The 21,939-nt window shown below is 45.1% G+C and carries 25 protein-coding genes and 1 pseudogene; 2 read left to right on the top strand and 24 right to left on the bottom strand.

From position 1 onward, the window contains the following. Positions 1 to 11: 11 nt before the first annotated feature. The 6 genes and pseudogenes from ACT7WV_RS00465 to ACT7WV_RS25775 form a co-directional block, all read right to left on the bottom strand. Positions 12 to 1,925, bottom strand: coding sequence for a CHASE2 domain-containing protein (locus tag ACT7WV_RS00465; protein WP_445101001.1), 1,914 nt, complete (start codon positions 1,923 to 1,925; stop codon positions 12 to 14). Positions 1,926 to 2,514: 589 nt separating this feature from the next. Beyond that, complete coding sequence (locus ACT7WV_RS00470) at positions 2,515 to 3,186, bottom strand: carbonic anhydrase (RefSeq protein ID WP_445101002.1); 672 nt, start codon at positions 3,184 to 3,186, stop codon at positions 2,515 to 2,517. A gap of 263 nt (positions 3,187 to 3,449) precedes the next feature. Further along, positions 3,450 to 3,743, bottom strand: a complete 294-nt coding sequence (locus tag ACT7WV_RS00475) for a P-II family nitrogen regulator (protein WP_445101003.1) — start codon at positions 3,741 to 3,743, stop codon at positions 3,450 to 3,452. 4 nt (positions 3,744 to 3,747) lie between these two features. Then, positions 3,748 to 4,734, bottom strand: a complete 987-nt coding sequence (locus tag ACT7WV_RS00480; protein ID WP_445101004.1) for a sodium-dependent bicarbonate transport family permease — start codon at positions 4,732 to 4,734, stop codon at positions 3,748 to 3,750. A 136-nt stretch (positions 4,735 to 4,870) separates the two neighbouring features. Next, positions 4,871 to 5,704: a sensor histidine kinase gene (locus ACT7WV_RS00485; RefSeq protein WP_445101005.1), complete on the bottom strand. Its 834-nt coding sequence runs from the start codon at positions 5,702 to 5,704 to the stop codon at positions 4,871 to 4,873. Between the two features lie 162 nt (positions 5,705 to 5,866). Further along, a pseudogene (locus tag ACT7WV_RS25775) lies at positions 5,867 to 6,550 on the bottom strand (response regulator). A gap of 173 nt (positions 6,551 to 6,723) precedes the next feature. Here ACT7WV_RS25775 and ACT7WV_RS00500 point away from each other — a divergent pair. Together ACT7WV_RS00500 and ACT7WV_RS00505 are read left to right on the top strand one after the other, a co-directional pair. Beyond that, entirely contained in the window at positions 6,724 to 8,199 is a 1,476-nt protein-coding gene (locus ACT7WV_RS00500; RefSeq protein ID WP_445101006.1) for a folate/biopterin family MFS transporter, read from the top strand. A gap of 95 nt (positions 8,200 to 8,294) precedes the next feature. Beyond that, complete coding sequence (locus tag ACT7WV_RS00505; RefSeq protein ID WP_445101007.1) at positions 8,295 to 9,776, top strand: carotenoid oxygenase family protein; 1,482 nt, start codon at positions 8,295 to 8,297, stop codon at positions 9,774 to 9,776. 55 nt (positions 9,777 to 9,831) lie between these two features. On the opposite strand, the gene prfA is transcribed toward ACT7WV_RS00505, so the two are convergent. From prfA to rplE, 18 genes are all read right to left on the bottom strand, one after another. Beyond that, positions 9,832 to 10,944: a peptide chain release factor 1 gene (gene prfA / locus ACT7WV_RS00510; protein ID WP_445101008.1), complete on the bottom strand. Its 1,113-nt coding sequence runs from the start codon at positions 10,942 to 10,944 to the stop codon at positions 9,832 to 9,834. A 198-nt stretch (positions 10,945 to 11,142) separates the two neighbouring features. Beyond that, positions 11,143 to 11,394 carry a 50S ribosomal protein L31 gene (rpmE, locus tag ACT7WV_RS00515; protein ID WP_445101009.1) on the bottom strand — a complete coding sequence of 84 codons (252 nt, stop codon included), beginning with the start codon at positions 11,392 to 11,394 and terminating at the stop codon, positions 11,143 to 11,145. 113 nt (positions 11,395 to 11,507) lie between these two features. After that, positions 11,508 to 11,921 (bottom strand): 30S ribosomal protein S9, encoded by a 414-nt coding sequence (rpsI, locus tag ACT7WV_RS00520; protein WP_445101010.1) that lies wholly within the window; start codon positions 11,919 to 11,921, stop codon positions 11,508 to 11,510. After that, a complete protein-coding gene (gene rplM / locus ACT7WV_RS00525; protein ID WP_445101011.1) occupies positions 11,921 to 12,376 on the bottom strand; it encodes a 50S ribosomal protein L13 in 456 nt (151 codons plus the stop codon). Before rplM ends, rpsI begins: the two co-directional genes overlap by 1 nt. Positions 12,377 to 12,477: 101 nt before the next feature. Next, positions 12,478 to 13,329 carry a tRNA pseudouridine(38-40) synthase TruA gene (truA, locus tag ACT7WV_RS00530; RefSeq protein ID WP_445101012.1) on the bottom strand — a complete coding sequence of 284 codons (852 nt, stop codon included), beginning with the start codon at positions 13,327 to 13,329 and terminating at the stop codon, positions 12,478 to 12,480. Positions 13,330 to 13,391: 62 nt separating this feature from the next. After that, positions 13,392 to 13,742 (bottom strand): 50S ribosomal protein L17, encoded by a 351-nt coding sequence (rplQ, locus tag ACT7WV_RS00535; protein WP_445101013.1) that lies wholly within the window; start codon positions 13,740 to 13,742, stop codon positions 13,392 to 13,394. Positions 13,743 to 13,794: 52 nt separating this feature from the next. Further along, a complete protein-coding gene (locus ACT7WV_RS00540) occupies positions 13,795 to 14,739 on the bottom strand; it encodes a DNA-directed RNA polymerase subunit alpha (RefSeq protein WP_445101014.1) in 945 nt (314 codons plus the stop codon). Positions 14,740 to 14,937: 198 nt separating this feature from the next. Further along, positions 14,938 to 15,330: a 30S ribosomal protein S11 gene (gene rpsK / locus ACT7WV_RS00545; RefSeq protein WP_445101015.1), complete on the bottom strand. Its 393-nt coding sequence runs from the start codon at positions 15,328 to 15,330 to the stop codon at positions 14,938 to 14,940. Positions 15,331 to 15,385: 55 nt separating this feature from the next. Continuing rightward, positions 15,386 to 15,769 carry a 30S ribosomal protein S13 gene (rpsM, locus tag ACT7WV_RS00550; RefSeq protein ID WP_445101016.1) on the bottom strand — a complete coding sequence of 128 codons (384 nt, stop codon included), beginning with the start codon at positions 15,767 to 15,769 and terminating at the stop codon, positions 15,386 to 15,388. 274 nt (positions 15,770 to 16,043) lie between these two features. Beyond that, the gene (gene infA, locus ACT7WV_RS00555) at positions 16,044 to 16,268 is read right to left on the bottom strand and encodes a translation initiation factor IF-1 (RefSeq protein ID WP_006276978.1); all 225 of its coding nucleotides are present in this window, start codon (positions 16,266 to 16,268) and stop codon (positions 16,044 to 16,046) included. Positions 16,269 to 16,638: 370 nt separating this feature from the next. Beyond that, on the bottom strand, positions 16,639 to 17,211 hold the full coding sequence (locus ACT7WV_RS00560; protein ID WP_445101017.1) for an adenylate kinase: 573 nt from the start codon (positions 17,209 to 17,211) through the stop codon (positions 16,639 to 16,641). 148 nt (positions 17,212 to 17,359) lie between these two features. Continuing rightward, positions 17,360 to 18,706, bottom strand: a complete 1,347-nt coding sequence (gene secY / locus ACT7WV_RS00565; RefSeq protein ID WP_445101018.1) for a preprotein translocase subunit SecY — start codon at positions 18,704 to 18,706, stop codon at positions 17,360 to 17,362. 69 nt (positions 18,707 to 18,775) lie between these two features. After that, on the bottom strand, positions 18,776 to 19,225 hold the full coding sequence (gene rplO / locus ACT7WV_RS00570; protein ID WP_445101019.1) for a 50S ribosomal protein L15: 450 nt from the start codon (positions 19,223 to 19,225) through the stop codon (positions 18,776 to 18,778). 54 nt (positions 19,226 to 19,279) lie between these two features. After that, complete coding sequence (gene rpsE, locus ACT7WV_RS00575; RefSeq protein ID WP_445101020.1) at positions 19,280 to 19,801, bottom strand: 30S ribosomal protein S5; 522 nt, start codon at positions 19,799 to 19,801, stop codon at positions 19,280 to 19,282. Between the two features lie 109 nt (positions 19,802 to 19,910). Then, positions 19,911 to 20,273 (bottom strand): 50S ribosomal protein L18, encoded by a 363-nt coding sequence (gene rplR, locus ACT7WV_RS00580; protein WP_445101021.1) that lies wholly within the window; start codon positions 20,271 to 20,273, stop codon positions 19,911 to 19,913. A gap of 2 nt (positions 20,274 to 20,275) precedes the next feature. Next, a complete protein-coding gene (rplF, locus tag ACT7WV_RS00585; RefSeq protein WP_445101022.1) occupies positions 20,276 to 20,815 on the bottom strand; it encodes a 50S ribosomal protein L6 in 540 nt (179 codons plus the stop codon). 133 nt (positions 20,816 to 20,948) lie between these two features. Then, the gene (rpsH, locus tag ACT7WV_RS00590) at positions 20,949 to 21,350 is read right to left on the bottom strand and encodes a 30S ribosomal protein S8 (protein WP_445101023.1); all 402 of its coding nucleotides are present in this window, start codon (positions 21,348 to 21,350) and stop codon (positions 20,949 to 20,951) included. Positions 21,351 to 21,377: 27 nt separating this feature from the next. Continuing rightward, positions 21,378 to 21,923, bottom strand: a complete 546-nt coding sequence (gene rplE, locus ACT7WV_RS00595) for a 50S ribosomal protein L5 (protein ID WP_445101024.1) — start codon at positions 21,921 to 21,923, stop codon at positions 21,378 to 21,380. Between the last annotated feature and the right edge of the window lie 16 nt (positions 21,924 to 21,939).

Below are 21,939 nucleotides of genomic sequence, written 5' to 3' on the forward strand. Positions count from 1 at the left end.
AAAACCGATGATCAGTTGTCTAAAACTCGATAAACATCGATCATTTGCTGTTTGCCTTTGAGGATTAACGGGCCCCAGGATTCAACCGGAAACTCTCCTTGAAGATGAACCAGAGTTTCTTTGCCAATAAGGATGCGACAGTTAGTCGGCTGTTGGTCTTTCCTACAGCTTTCCAGACGGGAGGCAATATTAACGCTGTCACCAATGATGCCGTATTCTAAGCGGTCTTTGCCACCTAAACTACCAGCGACGATGGAACCCGTAAAAATCCCAACCCGCATCTGAATTACTGGTAAGTTCCGACTCTGCCAATTCCGGTTCATCTCCTTTAAGCGATCGCTGATAGCTAAAGCGCAAGCTACGGTTGCTCTGGCGTCTTGGTCTACCTCTCTCTGGTGAAGGCGAGAAGTTGGTACTCCAAAAACTGCCATAACGCCGTCGCCAGTAAACTTGTTGACCACACCCTGACGGATGATCACTTCATGGGTGATTACTTCTAACAATTCATTTAACCAATCCAGCAGAGCTTCGGGACTCATTTGTTCCGAGATAGTGCTGAAGCCAACAACATCGGCAAACAGCATGGTGGCAGTGAGGTTGGTTCCGGGTAACTTACCAGACTTAAGGAGGCGATCGCGTCCTTGCCACAATGCTTGAGCAATCTCTGGTGAGGTATTCTGCCCCAACAGCTTCATGACAATCTGTTGTTTTTGGTGTGCGTGGTAAGAACGATAGGTAACGACGACAGCCACTGTTAAAACAAATCCTCCTGCTGGGGCAGCTAGAGGCACCCAGATGGCTTTGCTGAACAAATAAAAGCCAGTGGCAAACAAAACAGTCAAACTAACAACGGCGCTGACACTCAAAGCCAGAGGATGATAGGTTATCCGACCGATGATACCGCCAAGCCCAATCCAGCTTATAATCCAGAAAATCTCCCCCCATTCAGGCCAAAAAGAGAATAAAAGTCGCCTACCAGTCGCAGCGTCTAGTATTTGGCTGACCATTTGAGCATGAATTACCACCCCAGGCATCTTGTGGTTTTCCCGGAGGGCGGGACTGTAAGGAGTAGCGAAGGTATCTTTCAGACTGGGTGCGATCGAGCCAATTAGTACAATTTTGTCTTTCACCAAACCAGGCTCGATCGCACCATTCAAGACTTCGCTGATCGTGACTTGCCGCGCTACCTGGCCAGCGGAGCGGTAATTAAGCAAAACCTGGTAACCTTGAGCATCGATAGCTTGATATTGACCAGAATTGGCTGTCAATGGCACAAAGACTGCTTCACCTAGCTGAAGATACTCCGGATTTATCTGGCTTGGTTCCGGCGAAATACCTTGAGTTTCTAAATAGGCAAGAGCTAGACGTAAGGAAAAAGAATAGAGGGTGCCTTGTTCATTTTCAGCGAACAAGATATTGCGGCGGACTACATCGTCTGGGTCAATTGCTAGATCATTGAAACCAATTTGCTCTGTAGAAACCCCCGAAGGTGCTGCTACTCCTGTTAAAGTATTGATCCTTTGAACCACCATCAAATTGCTTTGCTTGAGTTGAGCAATTAGTTCGTCATAACCAGGTTTTACGGGAAGATTCCGATATAAATCTAGACCAATCACTGCTGGCTGAGCCGCTTGCAATTTACTCAACAGCTTAGCTAACACTTGATCTGATAGAGGCCATTGGTTTTGCGATCGCAGGTCTTTTTCTGTGATCGCAACTAGCAAGATTCGGGGATCCGCTTCTGTTTCTTGGGTACGCAGCCGCATTAGTTGGTCAAAGACAACCAATTCTAAGGGTTGCAGTTCACCCAGGTATCGCACTCCCAGTATTGTTGTAGTTAAGGCGATGGTAGCGAACGCCACAACTCGCACACTTGCCCAGTCTAACGAGGAAATGACAAGCTTTCGAGCAAGGCTGAATATCATAAATTCAGATGCCTTAGACTCCAAAAAACCAATTCATAGCAGCAATAAAAACCAGATTACTCGATAGGGTTACCTGCGCGACTCGTTTGATCGCCTAATGTTGTACTTTTATCGATGATTTTCTACCAGCAAGGAGCAAAAATTCTATGTATTAGAGATATCCACTAGAAAAATATCCAGTTTGATCAAGCTGATGCTGGAAGGGAAACCGCCTTAGATTATTACATCTGCCAGCTAGGAAGCAATACCCCTCTAGCCAGTCTGGAACACTGGCACAATCTAGGGTGGTCATACCTACTCTCCAAACTAATTGCAAGAGTCATGGTTATTTCCTACCATCTACTTATTATTTTTGATAGTATTATGCTAGCTTATTTTGAAAGTATTTTAGATTATATTAAACACATTTGATCTTGTTAAAATTTTACTTAACTTAAAAGACTTTTAAATTAAAAATAGTTATGAGTGCCTACATATTTCATTAATTTCAGGCACTCACATCTTAAGTTAGTAACTACAGACTTTCTGTTGGTAAGTAATCATAATTATTAGCTTTTTGTAGTTGATAACTATCGATACAACTTAATAATTAAGGATGCATAGCAGCGATAGGATCAGGTACGGGAAATGGTACCTGATCAAGCAGGGTAAATTGACCTTCACTAGCATTGAAAGCGAATATCTGCCCCGTCTCAATCTCGTAAACCCAGGCGTGGAGATAAACAGTATCATTGTGTAGTCTGGAGCGAATAACTGGATAGGTTTGCAAGTTTTCTATCTGAGTGAGGATATTCTCTTCAATAGTTAATCTTAAGAGTTTCTCCCCCTCAAAAGCCTGGTAGTTATCTTGGACAAGACGACGAGTTGGTTCGGCACAAGCCTTCAACCAATTGTAAACTAAAGGCATCTCTTCAGCCAGATTATTTAACTGCAAAAGCCCTTTCATGGCTCCGCAGTGAGAATGTCCACAGACAATAATATGCTTGATATTCAAAGCAGTAAGAGCATATTCAATCCCCGCACCTTCGCCGTAATTTATTGCTCCATAAGCTGGCACAAGATTACCAACATTACGAATAATAAATAATTCTCCAGGTTTGGTTTGAGTTAATAAGTTGGGGTCAATCCTAGAGTCAGAGCAAGTGATAAAGAGGACTTCCGGGGTCTGACCCTGAGAGAGTTGGTTAAATAGCTCTCGATTGGTGTTAAAATAATTTTTGTGAAATTCACCGACACCGTTAATTATCCGTGAAATTGCCATAAAAAATACCTTGAATTATACTCAAAGTGTAGCCTACAAAAAAAATATAATGGTGAAAATAATACTAATTCAGAAGGTAGAAGCTAGGTAATAGATGGCAGAAGATAGATTGATTGCTGCCTCGCTTGAAAGCCAGGGGATTCGTCGCAAACAGAACATGGTTAATTGAAAATATTATTTTATTCTCCATGTTCAATTAACCATTTTTGGCATTCAAGAGCGGTTGTTATCTCCCATCCTTGCTAAGGGCTAGGTAAAAAAATCTAGTGTGCTACCCACTGGGCTTCAGTCACTATGCACACCCCACCAAAAGTTTTTAGGATTGGTGTAATAGCCTTCACTACTTCTTTTGTTTGTGCATCATCTGTGCAAATAGTCATTATATAGCTGTTGCTGAATACTCTACCTAAATCACTCATTGACGTGCCGCGATCCCCTTTACCCGTTGCTTCTTTGATTACGGTGTAACCAGAAACTCCCAATTTTTCTAAAAGTTCTATTACCTTTTCTAGTTCTAATGAGGTCGTAATTATTTCTACCTTTTGTACTTTTTGCATGTTCTTAGAACCCCAAGTGTTTGATAATTTCTAGGTACAAAGGAATCCCGACAATGATATTAAAAGGAAAGGTTAGTGCTAGGGCCATAGAAACATAAAGACTAGGATTAGCTTCGGGAACAGTTAACCTCATAGCGGCAGGAACTGCGATATAGGAAGCACTGGCACACAGTACTGCAAATAAGAGAGCATTGCCTTGAGAAATGCCTATAGCTTTAGCAATCAAAATGCCGATAATTGCATTTGCTACAGGCATGAATACAGAAAAAGCAATTAAGAACGACCCTGTTTTTGCTAAATCTTTAATACGCTTAGCCGCAATTAATCCCATATCCAGTAAAAAGAAAGTTAACGCTCCATAAAAGATTCCTTGTGTAAATGGCTGTAGCTTTTCCCACCCTTCTTTTCCAGTTAGTATTCCTATTAACAAACTACCTACTAAGAGGAAAACTGAACCATTAAGAAAAGCTTCGTGCATAACTTTAGACCAAGAATTTTCACTATTACCTTCTTTCTCGTCTTGGTCGTTTTTGGTAAATGACCTTACTAGAATTAAGCCCACAATAATAGCAGGAGATTCCATCAGAGCCAAAGCCGCCACCATATGCCCACCGAAGGGAATGTTAAGCTTCTCTAAAAAAGAGCTAGCTGTAATAAAAGTAACTGCACTAATAGAGCCATAGGCTGCGGCAATAGCTGCCGCATTATAGGAGTCAAGCTTAAGTTTTAAAATGAAGAAAGAGTAGACTGGGACAATCGCTGCCATTAAAATAGCCGCGAAAAGAGTTAGGGCGATTTCTGGGTTAATTCCACTCTCTTGAAGTTCATATCCCCCCTTAAAACCGATGGCAAGCAAAAGATAAAGTGAGAATAGCTTGGGCAGAGGCTGAGGAATTTCTAAATCAGACTTGAGGAAAACGGCTAGCATCCCCAGAAAGAAAAATAAAACTGGTGGATTTAATATGTTAAATAGGATTAAACTGCCATCCATTTAGACTTTTCCCTGTAGTTGAGTCCAGAAAATCTTAACCCAACTTAACCGTTGTTTATTAAGAGGATGGTGAGATATTTCTAAGGATTTTCTTAGATTAGTCGTGAATAAATATGCCGGAAAGAGTACGATGCAGCTATGGTAGACTCACTGTAAAGACAGTGCCTTGATTGAGTTGACTTTCAACTGTCAGGGAACCACCATGTAAGCGAACAATTTCATAGGCGATCGCTAATCCTAACCCTGCACCTCCTGTACTCCGCGAACGTGCTCCCTCAACACGGTAGAAGCGCTCAAACACATGGGGTAAATGCTCCTGGGAAATACCAACCCCCGTATCATGCACCGCCACCAATACTTGATTTCCTTTTGATTGAGCTTGCACTGTTACTCGACCAGTCGGTAGCGTATATTTAATCGCATTGTCTAGTAGATTTGAGAAGAGACTGATCAGGTAGTTAGGATGTCCTTGGATCAATAACTCTGCGGGAAATTTCTCCACTAGAGTAATCTGCTTCATCTCAGCCAGAGGTTGCATCTGCTCAACTAAGGCTGTTAATAAGTCCCTCATGTCAATGGGAAACCGTAGACAAAATGATGGTTTCTGTTCTAGTCTTGTCAAGAAAAGCAAGTCGTGAGTTAAGCGAATCAGGCGGTCTGTCTCTTTTTCCAAATCTTGTAAGGTAATCTCATACTCCGCTGGCGTACGTAGTCGGTTAAGAGTGACACCGATACCTCCCTTGATCACAGTCAAGGGTGTGCGTAACTCGTGAGAAGCGTTGGCGATAAAGCGTCGTTCATGCTCAAATGCCGCCTGTAGACGATCTAACATGCGATCTAAGGTGATTGTCAGCCGCGCCAGATCATCTGCTGGTCCTTGATGGTTAATGCGCTGGGTGAAATCGCTGGCGCTAATTGCCTGGGCGGTGCGAGTGATACGATCTATAGGGCCCTGGGCCTTGTCAGCCAAAAATAGTCCACCTAACCAAGCAACCAATAGAATTGAGCCAGTAAACTGCGCTTTAACTGGAGATACAAATAACTACTAAACAAAGCCAGAGTCAGCCCCCGCAGCAGTACATACCAACTCGTCAGGCGCACCCTAATAGTTCTTTGATCCAGCCTCAACCACTTAAGCATCTTCCACCTTAAGCCGAAGACGGTAGCCTACCCCACGCACAGTTTCAATTAGTTGTTGGTCGTAGCCTTTGTCTATCTTACGTCTGAGATAACCGATGTAAACATCTACCACGTTAGAATTGCTGCAAAAGTCCCAGTTCCAAACATGCTCACCAATCTGGGTACGGGTGAGTACCTGACTGGGGTGACGCAACAAATACTCCAAGAGATTGTACTCCAGGGGACTAAGTTCAATCAGGCGATCTGCACGGCGTACCTCTCGCCGTACCGTGTCCATTGTCAAGTTTCCTGCTCGCAGCGTTATCCCCAATTGTAGAGGAGGGCGTCGCTGTAAGGCTCGCAAACGAGCCAGCAGTTCTGGGAAGGCAAATGGTTTGGCTAGGTAGTCATCAGCTCCTTTATCTAATCCTTTAACCCTCTCTTCTACAGTATCTATTGCTGTGAGGAGCAAGACGGGGGTCAAGATTTTCCTTGTGCGGAGTTCTGTTAGTAGTTCTAATCCATCCATCTGAGGTAAGAGGATGTCTCAGATAATCAAGTCGTACTCAACTACCGAGGCGTATTCCCAACCCTCTTGACCATCCTGAGCGATATCCACAGCATAGCCAGTTTCGCTGAGACCTTGACGGATAAACTGGGCAATGCCTGGTTCGTCTTCCACCAACAACACGCGCATTTTTGCCGTCACCCCTACAGTCTTAGTTCAGTGGTCATGAGTCATCTCAATGCTAATACCAAGTTGAGCAAGTTATTTGAGGGCAGGTCAACTCCAACCACTGGGAGAGTAAATATAAGATATAAAAGGCGACAATTCTTAAGAAATGTTCATTATTGTTTCTTCTTAAAAAAATGCTCCCATTTGTATCTCAGTCTGAACTAGACAAAATAAAGGATTTTTTGAAAGAAAGAGTATTTTTTGGCAACGAACCGACACCTGAGTTGATTGCCATCTTAATCGTCTATTTTGTACAGGGAATCTTAGGGCTAGCGCGTCTAGCTGTTAGTTTCTTCCTCAAAGACGACCTAGCACTGAGCCCTGCTGAAGTGGCAGCGCTGATGGGTGTTGCTGCCTTACCCTGGGTGATTAAGCCACTATTTGGCTTTCTTTCAGATGGACTGCCTTTGTTTGGTTACCGGCGACGCCCCTATCTAGTTTTATCTGGAGTGATGGGGACGGCGGCTTGGTTGAGTCTGGCAACCTTGGTTGATACCGCTTGGGGGGCGACAGTTGCCATCCTTGTTAGTTCCCTTTCTGTTGCCATCAGCGATGTAATTGTAGATTCCTTGGTAGTAGAACGGGCACGACGAGAATCTTTGACTGAATCTGGCTCTCTACAATCTCTGACTTGGGGCACCTCAGCCCTGGGCGGCTTAATTACAGCTTACCTGAGCGGTTTGCTCTTAGAACAGTTTAGTAGTCAAACTGTTTTTGCCATCACTGCGACTTTTCCTCTGCTGGTCTCAGCAGTAGCTTGGTTAATTGTTGAAGAACCCACCAACAAAAAGCTAGACCTTTCTACTGTCAAGAGCCAACTCAAGCAACTACGCGGCGCGATTACTCAAAAAGTTATTTGGTTACCCACTGCGTTCATTTTCATTTGGCAAGCCACACCGACGGCAGATTCTGCATTTTTCTTTTTCACGACCAATGAACTGGGGTTCGCCCCGGAATTTTTAGGGCGCGTACGTTTAGTAACCAGCGTTGCCTCTCTGGTGGGTATCTGGCTATTCCAAAGATTTTTGAAAAACATTCCCTTCCGTACCATGATGGGTTGGACTACGGTACTCTCTGCTGCCTTGGGGATGACAGCCCTGATTCTAGTCACTCATACTAATCGGGTTCTGGGCATTGACGATCATTGGTTCAGCCTGGGAGACAGCTTAATTCTCACTGTGATGGGACAGATTGCCTTCATGCCAGTACTAGTCCTTTCGGCACGCCTCTGCCCGGAGGGCGTAGAAGCAACTTTGTTTGCCTTGTTGATGTCGATTTGGAATTTGGCAGGACTTCTATCCCACGAATCTGGGGCCTTACTCACTCACTGGCTAGAGGTAACAGAGACGAAGTTTGACAACCTCTGGTTACTAGTGGTGATTACGAATATCTCTAGCCTATTGCCTTTGCCATTTCTGGGCTGGCTACCAGCAGGCGACCCGCAAACTGAAATCGAAGTGGAGGGTCATCTCCAGTCTTTACCCCCCACAGAGCTATTTGAACACCATACCCCTGGTTCAGTATTGGAACAGCCTTTACTACCAGACTTAGTTCCAGAGTTCCTGCGCAACCGTGTTGCCTCCAAGCCATTAGAAGAACCAGTTGAATAATTTTCCGGTCACTGCTTTTCGCCAATCTGGTCAATGACCCAAGACCCAACATAGCTAACAAGAAAGTAATAGTAATCGCTGATCACTCAACAAAAATGCTTACCCAAGAAAATTTGCCGACACCAACCTCTTTAGCCCCCTATAACCGAGAAGACTGGCAAAAGGGATATCAATCCCAACCCAAGGAATATGACTATTGGATTGATGACATCGAAGGGGAAGTTCCGGTTGCACTGCAAGGCACTTTGTTTCGCAACGGTCCTGGCCTGCTAGATGTTAATGGTCAGCGCCTCCATCATCCTTTTGATGGGGATGGTATGGTGTGTGCGATCGCTTTTGATGCAGGGAGAGTTCATTTTCGCAATCGGTTTGTACGCACCGCAGGTTTCCTCGCCGAACAGAAGGCAGGAAAAATTCTCTATCGTGGTGTTTTCGGCACCCAAAAACCTGGGGGTTGGCTGGCAAATGCCTTAGATTTCCAGACCAAAAATATTGCTAATACTAACGTTATTTACTGGGGTAGTAAGCTATTAGCACTCTGGGAAGCGGCTGAACCTCATCGTTTAGACCCAAAGACCCTAGAAACTCTAGACAAAGAAAACCTTGATGGTATTTTGGCAGAGGGTGATGCCTTCGCTGCTCACCCTTGGATAGACCCCAGTTGTGAGTTTGATGGGGGGGCTCCTTGTCTGGTTAACTTCTCGATTAAACCTGGTCTTTCCAGTACTATTACTGTCTATGAACTAGACCCGACAGGGAAACTCCTGCGGCGTCAGAGTAGGACTATTCCTGGTTTTGCCTTCATCCACGACTTTGCGATTACGCCCAACTACTGCATTTTCTTCCAAAATCCTGTCAGATTTAATCCGATTCCTTTTGCTTTGGGATTTAGAGGCGCTGGTGAGTGTGTCAAGTTTGAACCTAATAAACCCACCCGCATCATGGTGATTCCCCGTAATAGCAGAAAACCAATGCAAATTTTAGAAGCGCCATCTGGTTTTGTCTTTCACCATGCTAATGCCTTTGAGCAAGACGGGAGGATTTGCATTGACTCCATTTGCTATGAAGATTTTCCGGAAGTCGAAGCCAATAGCGATTTCCGCCAGGTTGATTTTGAAGCACTCAGACCAGGACAACTGTGGCGATTTACACTCAACTTGAGAGAGCAAGCACTGCAGCGTCAGTTGCTACTAGAGCGCTGCTGCGAGTTTCCCTATGTTCATCCAGATTTTGTTGGACGTCCCTACCGCTATCTGTTCATGGGTGCTGCCCATAATGCCATAGGCAACGCGCCTCTACAAGCAATTATCAGGCTAGACGTAACCACTGGTGAGCAACAACTCTGGAGTGCGGCACCATGGGGCTATGTCAGTGAGCCAGTCTTAATTCCTAGACCAGATGCCACGCAGGAGAATGATGGCTGGGTGCTAACCTTAGTCTACGACGCTCATCACCATCGGTCTGATATCGTGATTTTAGATGGTCGCGACTTAAACCGAGAGCCAATAGCCAGACTACATCTCAAGCACCACATCCCTTATGGTTTGCATGGCAGTTGGACGCCGAAAGTTTTTTAATCGATGGCTTTAACTAGTTGAACCCAAAATCCCACAGCTCTAAGCTGTGGGATTTTCAATTAAGCAATTCAGCGTTGTTAGTCGAAGCCGCCAACTCCTCTAAGCGTTCCTGCTGATCTTGGCTAATACAAGACTGAATTAATGGCTCTAAATCACCTTCCAAAACCGGATTGAGTGAATAGTTCTGCCCTAGTCTATGATCAGTAGCACGGTTATCTTTGTAGTTGTAAGTACGGATTTTCTCTGAGCGCGAACCTGTACCTACTTGCGATCGCCGCATTGAGGTGACCTCCGCCTGTTGCTCTTGTAGCTTTATCTCGTAGAGCTTGGCGCGGATAATTTGCATTGCCCGCTCTCGGTTTTGCAGCTGAGAGCGCTCTTCTGTGCAGAAAACGCGAATGCCTGTTGGCTTATGGATCAGGTCAACAGCTGTTTCTACTTTGTTAACGTTCTGTCCTCCAGCACCACCGGAACGAGCTGTAGAAATTTCTAAGTCTTTGGGGTCAATCTCTACTTCTACGTCATCAACTTCCGGCATCACTGCTACCGTTGCTGTCGAGGTATGAACTCTTCCCCCAGCTTCAGTTACTGGCACTCTCTGTACCCGATGAACACCAGCTTCAAACTTCAGCTTACTGTAAACTTGCTCTCCCTGGATTTCGAGGATTGCCTCTTTAAAGCCGCCCATATCTGCTGGCGACTCACTCAATAACTTGACTTTCCAGTTCTGAGTTTCGGCGTAGCGTGAGTACATCCGCACCAAGTCACCGGCCCAAATACTTGCCTCATCACCTCCGGTTCCTGCCCGAATTTCCAACATGATGTTTTTTTCATCATTGGGGTCTCGAGGTAGCAGTAAAATTTTGAGTCTTGCTTCTAGCTGTTCCAGCTTTGTTTCTAGTTCCTCAACTTCCATCGCTGCCATTTCTTGCAATTCTGGATCGCCACCGGATTCTTTGAGGACTTGCCGCGTCCCTACTAGTTCTTCCTGAGTTGTTTTCCAAGTGTCGTAGGTAACAACTACTTCCTCTAAGGAGGAGCGCGCCTTTGCCACTCGTTGTAGCTCATCTGGATTAGTGGTGATATCAGGATCAGCCAACCGACGCGTTAACTCATTAAAGGTTTGCTCAACAGACTTTAATTTCTCCAGTAGGTAGGTCTCAGCCATGGCTTGTGCGCTCGCTCTATCAAAATAGCTTAGGGAAAGTTTGAAGTGTGAATTATCTAATCTGAAATGAAGGTTGAAATATCAAGTCTTACAAATGAAGGGGAATGCCCAGCTTAGCATTACCTAACCGGAGAACACCAAGGAGTGACTTCACTCTTAATACTTCATACTTCATCCTTCACACTTCCGTCTCAAGAGCTATTTCTCTTTGGATTCAGAGTTATTCGCATCCGTAGCTTTTTTATCAAACATTCCATATTTCCGCATAAAACGCTCGACTCGCCCTTCCGTATCAATCATTTTCTGTGTACCTGTGTAGAAGGGATGGTTGCCAGACCAAACATCTACATGTATTTCTGGTTTGGTTGAGCCAACGGTCATCACAACTTCGCCGTTGCAATAGACTTTGGCTTCAGGATACCACTGAGGATGAATATCAGATTTCGGCATGTTACACCTTTTCTCTCTTTAATAATTCTAACTTTCTTCGAGTTGACAAATTTAAATTTTACTGTCGTGCCAGGTCATTGTTTGAAGAATCAATGACTCATGGCACCAATAAGTTACCGCTTAGAGTACTGCGGTGCTTTACGGGCTTTATGTAAGCCGTATTTCTTACGCTCTTTTGAGCGCGGATCACGAGTCAAATAGCCTTCTAGTTTTAGAGGGGCGCGGTTTTCTGGGTCTAGTTCACATAGGGCTCTAGCAATTCCCAAACGAACTGAGTCAGATTGCCCAGTCAATCCACCGCCGTGGGCATTAACTAAAATATCGTAATCATTTTCTAGCCCTAGGGTTTCCAGAGGGGCTTTTGCCGCTGCTAGGTAATTGGGGTTGAAGTTAAAGTAAGAGTCTCCTGGACGACCATTGACAGTCATCTGGCCACTACCAGGAACTAGCCGCACTCGCGCTACCGAGGATTTACGGCGACCTGTACCCCAGTAGATAGCGCGGCCTGTTAATTCTTCTGCTTGCATTAGTTGTCTTCTCCTGGAACGGTCTTAATGGTTAGTACTTGGGGCTTTTGGGCTTGATGGGGGTGGCTCTCTCCAGCGTAAACTTTTAGCTTTGTGAACAACTGGCGACCCAGAGAGTTCTTGGGGAGCATTCCTTTAACAGCCTTTTCAATAATCCGTTCAGGTAGGCGAACTTGCAACTTGGCAAAGCTTTCTGTCTTCATACCGCCGGGGCGACCTGAGTGACGCCGATAAACCTTCTGAGTACGTTTTTTCCCCGTGACAACAATTTTTTCTGCATTGACCACAATGACAAAGTCACCGGTGTCCATATGGGGAGTGTAAGTTGGTTTGTTTTTGCCCCTGAGAATCATGGCAATCTCACTTGCTAGTCTTCCTAGACGTTGACCATTGGCATCTACTACGTACCATTGTGGTTCTAGTGAGCTGATTGGGGGAAGGTAAGTTTTTTCCATCGTATTGGTTTTCAGATTATCAGGTTGAAAGTTGGAAGATTGAAGGTTGTAAGTTATGAGGTTGAAGGTTGCTCTACCTTCAACCTTATAACTTGTGAGCCTCAAACTGATGACTGGCAACCTTCAATCCTTAAAGGCAAGAGAAACTTTGGCTGAGTGTCAAACCAGACTTCTGGGGGAAAGGGTGAGTCTGGATAGCCAACGCGCAATAAGCATAGACCCTTTGCTGGTGCTGCATATTTCACTTCCTCACGCCGCTGGTTGACCCAAAGTTCAGTAAACTCGTTTGGGCGTAGCTTTCCTGCCCCTACTTGTACCAGCATTCCCACTAAGAGTCGCACCATACCATACAAAAATCCGTTGGCTTGAATCTCTATCTGAATGAAGGATCCATTACGGCAGCATTCTGCTGCCTGAACATCTACCCAGGAATGAGTACGCCCCGAATTTGCCCGGTGAAAAGCCGCTAGGTGATGCTTACCTATTAAGGGTTTTAGAGCTGCCTGTATCAGACATTCATCGAGCGGCGTTTGGTAATAATGCCAACTGAAGGGTCCCACAAACAAGTTAGGTAGAGCGTCCGTATAGATAGTGTATCGATAACGACGCCAAACAGCGGAGAAGCGAGCGTGCCAGTCAGGTGCCACTGATGCTGAGGCTCTAATTAGTATATCCTCAGGCAATCTACTATTGAGAACCGCAGCCCACTTACACGCTGGTATTGGACTTATAGCATTAAAGTGTGCTACCTGGGCGGCAGCGTGAACACCACTATCAGTCCGACCGGCAGCTTGTACGGTCACTTTTCGGTGCTGCAATGTAGAGAGGACTTCTTCAATTTCCTCCTGCACACTGCGATGGCAAGGTTGCCGTTGCCAGCCATGAAAATTTGTACCCAGGTACTGAATGACTATAGCAACTCGCTGGGTTTGCTCAGTCTTAGGAAATGACATAACCACTTAAAAACTAAAAATGCAAAAAACTTTTACTTTTACATTTTTAATTTTTGATTTGATCAAACCAGTTCGATAATTGCCATTTCGGCATTATCTCCACGACGCCGTACGGTTCGCAGGATGCGGGTATAACCACCCTGGCGTTCACCATACCTTTCCTTAACTCCCTCAAATAGTGAGTGAACTAATTGCTTGTCGTAGATGTATCCGATTGCCTGACGTCGTGACGCCAGAGAACCCTTCTTGGCTAGAGTAATCATTTTTTCCACTTCCGCCTGGACAGCTTTGGCTCGGATTTTGGTAGTAGTGATCCGACCATGACGGAGAACTTCAGTGGCTAAACTTCTGAGTAAAGCTCGCCTTTGGTCGGCAGGCTTTCCTAGTTGTGGCACGCGACACCGATGGCGCATTTTCTTTTATCCTTGTAGACTCCAAAAAAAAATGGAATTTGACCGTTAACGATTAGCTGGTTTTAGCTTTCTCGTGCGGCAGCGTGATTCCTAGACGTCTTTGTAAGGCTTCGATTACCTCTTCCGCCGATTTTTGACCAAAGTTCTTGATTTCCAAGAGGTCTTCTTGACTATAATCAAGCAGGTCTGACACGGAGTTGATCTGTGCCCGCTTCAAACAATTGTAAGCCCGCACTGATAGTTGTAATTCTTCAATGGGGATTTGACCATTTGGATCATCGTCGTCTGGATATTCCTTGTCTTGCGGTTCCAGATCCATGTTCTTGAGCGGGTTGAACATGTCCACCAAAATGGTGGCGGCCTGGCTCATTGCTTCTTGAGGAGTCAGACTTCCGTTAGTCCAAATGTCTAAAAGCAATCGGTCTTTTTCGAGGGAGCCGTCAATACGAGCATCTTCAACAGAGTAATTTACCTTGTTTACTGGCATAAACACAGCATCAAGCTGGAGAAAGTCTACAGCTGTTGAATCGTCGCGCACCCTTTCCACTGCTCGATAGCCCTTGCCTTTTTCGATGCGAAACTCCATCTCTAGTTTTGCCCCTTGAGCTAGAGTGGCGATATACTGACCTGGATCTACTATTTCCACTTCGGAGGGTAAATCGAACTGAGCTGCTCTTACAGTTCCTGGTCCTGTGACCATTAACCGACCAATATGAGGACCAGGAGAATAGCTTTTGAGGACTACTTCCTTCATGTTTAGCAGAATTTCCAGGACATCCTCTCTTACTCCCTCAATTGTGGCAAACTCGTGGCTCACTCCAGCAATTCGGACTGCTGTCACTGCTGAACCTTCGAGGTTGGAAAGTAGAACCCTTCTCAGGGCGTTGCCAACCGTTGTTCCTTGACCACGTTCGAGAGGCTCTAGAATAAATTTGCTATATTGACTCTGATTCTTCAGTGTTTTGGACTCTACACACTCAATTTGAAACTGCGCCATAGAGCGATCTCCCTTATTCATAAGACCCCATAGAAAGCACCAAAAAGGGCTTTCCTAATAAGTTGCTCCTGACAAAAAAACAGTGCAACATGCAAATTTTGAAGTATCAGCGGGGTTATCTAGTGCGGAGAATTAGGATACGGCAATTTCTCTACACCAGCTGACACTCCTAGATATCTAGTACAAGCAAATTATTGACTAAACTCGACGCCGTTTGGGAGGACGACAGCCATTATGGGGAATTGGCGTCACATCCCTAATCAGAGTAATTTCTAGACCTGCACCTTGAAGCGCCCGAATTGCCGTTTCCCGACCAGCTCCTGGACCACTAACCATTACTTCTATCTGGCGCATTCCCTGATCTATCGCTCGACGGGCAGCACCGTCAGCAGCAGTTTGAGCAGCGAAGGGAGTGCCTTTTTTTGCACCCTTAAAGCCACTTGAACCTGCTGAAGCCCAGGAAACTACATCACCTCTAGTGTCACTTATGGTAACAATGGTGTTATTGAAAGTGGACTGAATATAAGCTAGTCCGTTGGGTACGTTGCGTTTTTGCTTTTTTGCACCTGTTTTTTTAGTTGGTCGCGCCATCTCGCTTTATTCGACTGTTATCAGTAGTGATGAATGTTTCAAATTAGTAGACTGGTTACTTCTTGGCGGGTGCTTTTTTCTTCCCAGCAATCGTTACACGCCGACCACGGCGGGTTCGACCATTGGTGCGAGTTCGTTGTCCTCGCACTGGCAGTCCCATGCGATGGCGACGTCCACGATATGTACCAATATCAACCAGGCGCTTGATGTTCATTGACTCCCAGCGCCTTAGGTCTCCTTCTACCTGATAGTTGCTTTCTATCTCCCCTCGAAGGGTAGCAACATCGGCATCGCTTAAATCCTTGACTCTTGTATCAGGATTAACTCCTGTTGCTGCCAAAATTTTCTTAGACCGCGACAGACCGATTCCATAAATGTAGGTCAGACCAATTTCTACGCGTTTGTCGCGAGGAAGGTCTACACTGGCAATACGTGCCACGTTTTATCTCTCCCTATTCTTGGTTTTATGCTACAAATGATCCTTAAGGGTCTAAAAGCTATCCTTAAAGATACCTTTGCTTAATATCCACAAATCACCATAACTCCACTGCGACGTTACTCGCAGCCGCTGGTTCAACTTGCTTGTTGAACGGATACTCTAACCTCCATGCCCTAGATGGCTATAATGCAAGCATATCATTATACCACTTATTATGGCGTCTTTGGGAAGGATTGTTTGTTAAATCTTTATAATAAACAAAAATATGCTATTTCTATTTCTTTCGCAGTCGGTAGGTAATTCTCCCTTTTGTTAAATCGTAGGGAGTCAATTCCACCTTGACTCGGTCACCAGGGAGAATTTTAATGTAGTTCCGGCGGATCTTCCCTGAGATATGAGCCAGTACGTTGAAACCATTGTCGAGATCTACACGGAACATTGCGTTAGGCAGGGATTCTGTTACCGTGCCTTCCATTTCAATTAAGTCTTGTTTAGACAACTTGTTCTATCCTCAATACTTTCTGTTAACTGTTCCTATCTACCAGCTTAGGTATGAATGTTTATTTGAGTGTTCTTAACATATTTTATCAAATTTGCCCTCAAAATGACTGTGCTGATCGCCAGCAAGCAGATTAACAGACAACAGGGAATATTTAAGAGCAATATTGTCACCATCAGAATACCCCTGAAAAAAAATGGTAACCTGACCAGAAAGTATTAGTTTAGTAATGATTAACTTATCAAAGCTCCTCTATTTTTTTGCTTTTCCTGTTTGTGGCAAGGAATTACTGGCGTATCTAGGTATCAATAATCCTTAAACAACGGATTTCTTCGAGAGACTAGCAGTTGTATGAGTATTGATCCTTTTATTATGAACAGGAAGGCTTACAGGAATCCACTGCTTGCTTTACTGACTCTGTAACTTCCTCTGGGGATTGGTCACCATTTACAGTCTTCAATAGTGATCTTTCACCATAGAAAACAATCAAAGGTTCCGTCTCTTGACGATAGACTTCTAGGCGTCTACGAATTGTATCTTTGTTGTCATCTTGTCGTCCCCGGCCCAATAGACGAATTATAAGAACCTCATCTGGTACTTCTAAGTTAAGAGCGCAATCACACTGTTGGCTTAGTTCCTGCAATAACTCTTCCAAGAAAGAGGCTTGACTAAGCTTGCGGGGAAAGCCGTCTAGTATCCAACCCTTTTGAGCATCTGATTGACTAAGGCGCTCACCTATTAAGTCATGGAGCAGATCATCGGGAACTAAATCTCCCTTATCGTAATATGATTGTGCTTTTTGACCCAGAGTAGTTTGGGCAGCCATCGCACTCCGCAAGATATCACCTGTTGATATATGGGGAATTGCCAAGTTATCGGCTAAAATTTTAGCCTGAGTCCCTTTACCTGCCCCTGGAGGTCCAAGGAAGATTAATCTTGTCATTAGCTTTTAGCGCTTTATGTCTGGCAACGATTTTTGAGCAATTAGCAAAGCTCTACACTGAATATTGTTGATTTATCCGAAAGAAAGTTTGAAGTTAAATCACCGCCTTGGCTAATCATCATCACTAAGGCTCTCCCGAACAAGCACTCTACTGCTTGACCATTCCTTCGTAGCGCTGTGAAATTACGTAGGTCTGAACTTGTTTAGCGGTGTCGATAGCCACGCCAACCAAAATTAGCAAAGAAGTTGCTCCGAATCCTCTTAGGGTTGTGACGCCAGTAGCGCTTTCCACTGCTGTTGGTACCACTGCTACCAACCCCAAGAAAATTGCTCCCAGAAAAGTCAGGCGATTCAATACTCGCTCTACATATTCACTGGTTGCCTTTCCTGGACGAATACCGGGAATGCTCGCCCCCATTTTTTTCAGGTTCTGGGACATATCTACGGGATTAACAATCAAAGAGGCGTAGAAATAGCTAAAAAATAAGATCAACAGGAGATAAACAGTGACGTATAGCCATGGCGTCTGACCATTAGGATTCAAATAGTTTGAAACCTGCACCAGTGCTTTTCTGACCGGTTCCAAAAATCCCCCACCACTCTCGCCACCAGCAAACCCAGCAATAGAGGCAGGAAGAATCAGTACAGCCGAAGCGAAAATAATCGGCATGACCCCTCCCTGATTTAACCTTAGTGGCAGGTAACTTGTTCGCTCCCGGTAGAGACGACGTCCCACCTGACGTCTTGCTGAAATAATCGGGATTCTGCGGGTTCCCTCTTGAACGAAAACAATCCCGACAATCATTACCAAGAAAACTAAGAGCAGAATCACTACCTGGCCTACTGTTTCTCGACCGCCTGCCTGAGCATAGTCAATTGTTTGCCCCAAAGTACGAGGCAAAACAGCAACAATATTGGCGAAAATCAAGAGTGAAGCTCCGTTCCCAATGCCACGTTCGGTGATCAGTTCCGACAACCACATAACAAACATTGAGCCAGCGGTTAACGCCAGTACCGTTGCGGCAATAAATAGTGGTCCGGGATTATTCGCATAGCGCTGTGCCCAAACGGCTAGGCCAATACTTTGAATCACTGCCCAGGCCACTGCTACGTAGCGAGTAATCTGAGAAATTTTTCGGCGACCAGCTTCCCCTTCGTTCTTCTGCAAGTTTTCCAGAGCCGGAAGTGCTGCGGTCAGCAGTTGCATGATAATTGAAGCATTAATAAAAGGCAAAATTCCTAGGGCGAAAATACCTACCGCAGAAATACCGCCTCCTGTGAAAAAATCAAACAATCCGATGAAGGGAACTCTACCGTTAGCGATGTCATCTGCAAGTTTATCCCGGTTGATACCAGGAACTGGCAAAAAGACACCAAAGCGAGCCAAAATCAACAGACCAACGGTGACAAGCAACCGACCTCTAAGGCCAGCCGCTTGAGCCATTTGCATAAAAGTTTCTTGAGCAGTTGGGGATTTGTCTCGACTGACAACCATGAATGGTTACCTCTACAGAACAAAGGAGAAATGCCAACACTGGAATAAGCAAAGGCACCAGAGAGTTATTTAAGCTTCTGTAACTTCACAACTACCACCAGCAGCCTCTATTTTCTGGCGGGCACCAGCAGTGAAGGCAGCAGCTTTGATTTTTAGCGGCACATTCAGATCCCCCTCGCCGAGAATTTTCAACGGTCCATCGTTGGCTGTGACAATACCTACATCCATTAATGTTGTTAAGGTCACATCTGTATCGGCGGGAAGTGATGCCAGCTTACACACGTTGATTGTAGTGTAATGTTTGGGATTGATGACTGTGAAATGCTTCAACTTCGGTACACGTCTGTATAAAGGCATTTGTCCGCCTTCAAAACCAGGTCGTGTACTCCGACCTGATCGCGATTTCTGACCCCGCATGCCAAAGCCACAGCTAGCGCCTTGACCAGCTGCTATGCCTCTTCCTACACGGCGTCGGCGCGATCTAGATCCTTTTTTGGGTACTGCATCATTTATTCTCATAGGTTGCTTTAGTTTTTGCTAAGTACAAATAACAATTGACGCACTAGTAGAAACCTATGCGTAGAGGTTCTCGACAGAAATACCTCTTTCCTGAGCAACTTCCGAAAAAGTGCGCAGAGAGTCAAGTGCATTGATTGCAGCCCTGGCATTATTGAGAGGATTATTAGAACCCAACTGCTTGGCTAAGATATTGCGAACCCCAGCTAATTCAAGAACTGTGCGCACTGCACCACCGGCAATTACACCAGTCCCTGGGGCTGCTGGGCGCATCATCACTTTAGCTCCCACAGCTGCGCCATTGGAGGGATGAGGAATAGAACTGGATTTAGTCAGGGGGACATCGATCAGTTGCTTTTTGCCATCAGCGACACCCTTACGAACTGCACCAATTACATCACTGGCTTTACCCACACCGACACCAACTTGACCACGCTCATTACCAACAACAACGATTGCCCGAAAGCTCAACTTTTTGCCGCCTTTGACAACTTTGCTGACGCGTCGGATTTGGATGACCCTCTCTTGCCAGTTGCTTTCTTTTTCTTTGGTACGACTACTTTTTCGACGATTTGCCATGATTTTATACTAAAACAATTACATAGCTGCTTGGCAATTGGTTGAGTGAAGTTGGTAATAGAAGAAAAAATTTTCTATTACCTATGACCTCTTGACCCACCAGCATTTTCTAAAAGTCTAGTCCTGCTTCGCGGGCTGCTTCTGCCAAAGCTCTGACACGACCATGATAAAGATTACCACCTCGGTCAAAAACAACTTGAGAGATTCCTTGATTTTGTGCTCGTTGGGCAATTAACTTGCCTACTTCAGCCGAGACTTCGCAGTTAGCTCCCGATTTGGATTGCGATTTGATAGTTTTTTCCAGAGTCGAAGCCGCAGCTAACGTATGCTGGCTATCATCATCAATTACCTGGGCGTAAATATGCCCGTTGGAGCGAAAGACAGCTAATCGCGGGCGTTCACTAGTACCTTGGACTCGACGGCGCACCCGCCGGTGCCTGCGCTTGACTAATTCTGTACGAGTAAGCTTCATTTCTACTTCTTACCTGCCTTACCAGCTTTGCGTCGGATTTTCTCACCGGCATAACGAATGCCTTTGCCTTTGTAAGGTTCGGGTGGACGGATAGCACGGATTTTAGCGGCTGTGTTGCCCACTATTTCTTTATTAATGCCACTAACAATTACGTTAGTGTTGTTCTCGACCGCCAATTGGACACCATCAGGGGGTACAATCTCAACCTCTTTGCTGTAACCTACGCTCAAAATTAGGTTACGGCCTTGCACCCGGGCACGATAGCCGACACCCTGAATTTCCAGACGCTTCTCAAACCCTCTGGACACTCCCTCAACCATGTTGGCAACCAAAGTGCGAGACAGACCATGTCTTTGACGGGCTACTCTAGATTCGTTCCGTCTAGATACCTGTACTCGCTCACCTTCTTGTTCTACCGTTACTTGTTCTGGCAGAACTAGGTCAAGTTCTCCTTTAGGTCCCTTGACGGCAACATGTTGACCGTCAATCTTGACGGTTACTTTACTTGGAATGTCTATAGGGCGTTTGCCAATACGTGACATGACTTAACCCTCCTAATCAACTTTTTACTCAAGGAAGTATGAACTCTGGAAGACAAAGAAATCTAAAGTTTGAATTATGAAATATGAGTTGGAAATTTTATGTTTCATACTTCGTCCTTTATGCTTCTCTTTATTACCAGATATAACAGAGTACTTCGCCACCAACTCCTTGACGCCTTGCCTCCCTGTCGGTCATGATGCCGCTAGAGGTGGAAATGATTGCAATACCAATCCCTCCAAGAACTCTGGGTAATTCTTTGCGATTTTTGTAAACTCTTAAACCCGGTTTACTGATGCGCTTCAAGGTTCTAATGATCGGTTGGCGGTTTTTGCCTTTGTACTTTAAAGAAACCACTAGAAATTTTTTGACCCCGTCGCCCACCTCTTCAAAATCACCGATAAAGCCTTCTTCTTTTAGTACTTGGGCAATATTACGGGTCATTTTTGTTGCCGGTACATTTGTTGTTGGCTGCCGCACCAAGCAAGCGTTTCGAATGCGGGTCAGCATATCTGCAATTGTGTCGTTTGCCGCCATTATTCCTTACTACCTATGCTCACAGCCTTAGTTGTCCCGGAAGGGCATCCCCATCTCTTTGAGTAAGGCGCGACCTTCTTCGTCAGTATTTGCTGTCGTAATGATTGAAATATCCATGCCACGAATTTGATCAATGCTGTCGTAATCTATTTCGGGAAAAATTAGCTGCTCTCTAATACCTAGGGTGTAGTTACCGCGACCATCAAAGCTTTTGGGGCTGACGCCGCGAAAATCTCGAATTCTGGGCAGCGCTAAGTTAATCAACCGATTGAGAAATGAGTACATGCGTTCAGAACGCAGGGTAACCATGACACCAACTGGCATGCCTTGACGGAGTTTAAAGCCAGCAATCGCTTTTTTCGCGCGTGTGACTACGGGTTTTTGACCAGTAATAACCGCTATTTCACTTAGAGAAGATTCCAGAGCTTTGGCGTTCTGGGAGGCTTCTCCTAATCCCCGATTAATGGTGACTTTGGTCACTTTAGGGACTTGATGAATGTTTTGGTAGTCAAACTGCTCTCTTAGTTTCGGTACTATATTTTCGAGATAGCGAGCTTTTAGTGGTTCTGTCATGGTTTTCGTCCTTCTC

It is taken from the genome of Symploca atlantica LB2515, assembly GCF_052546295.1.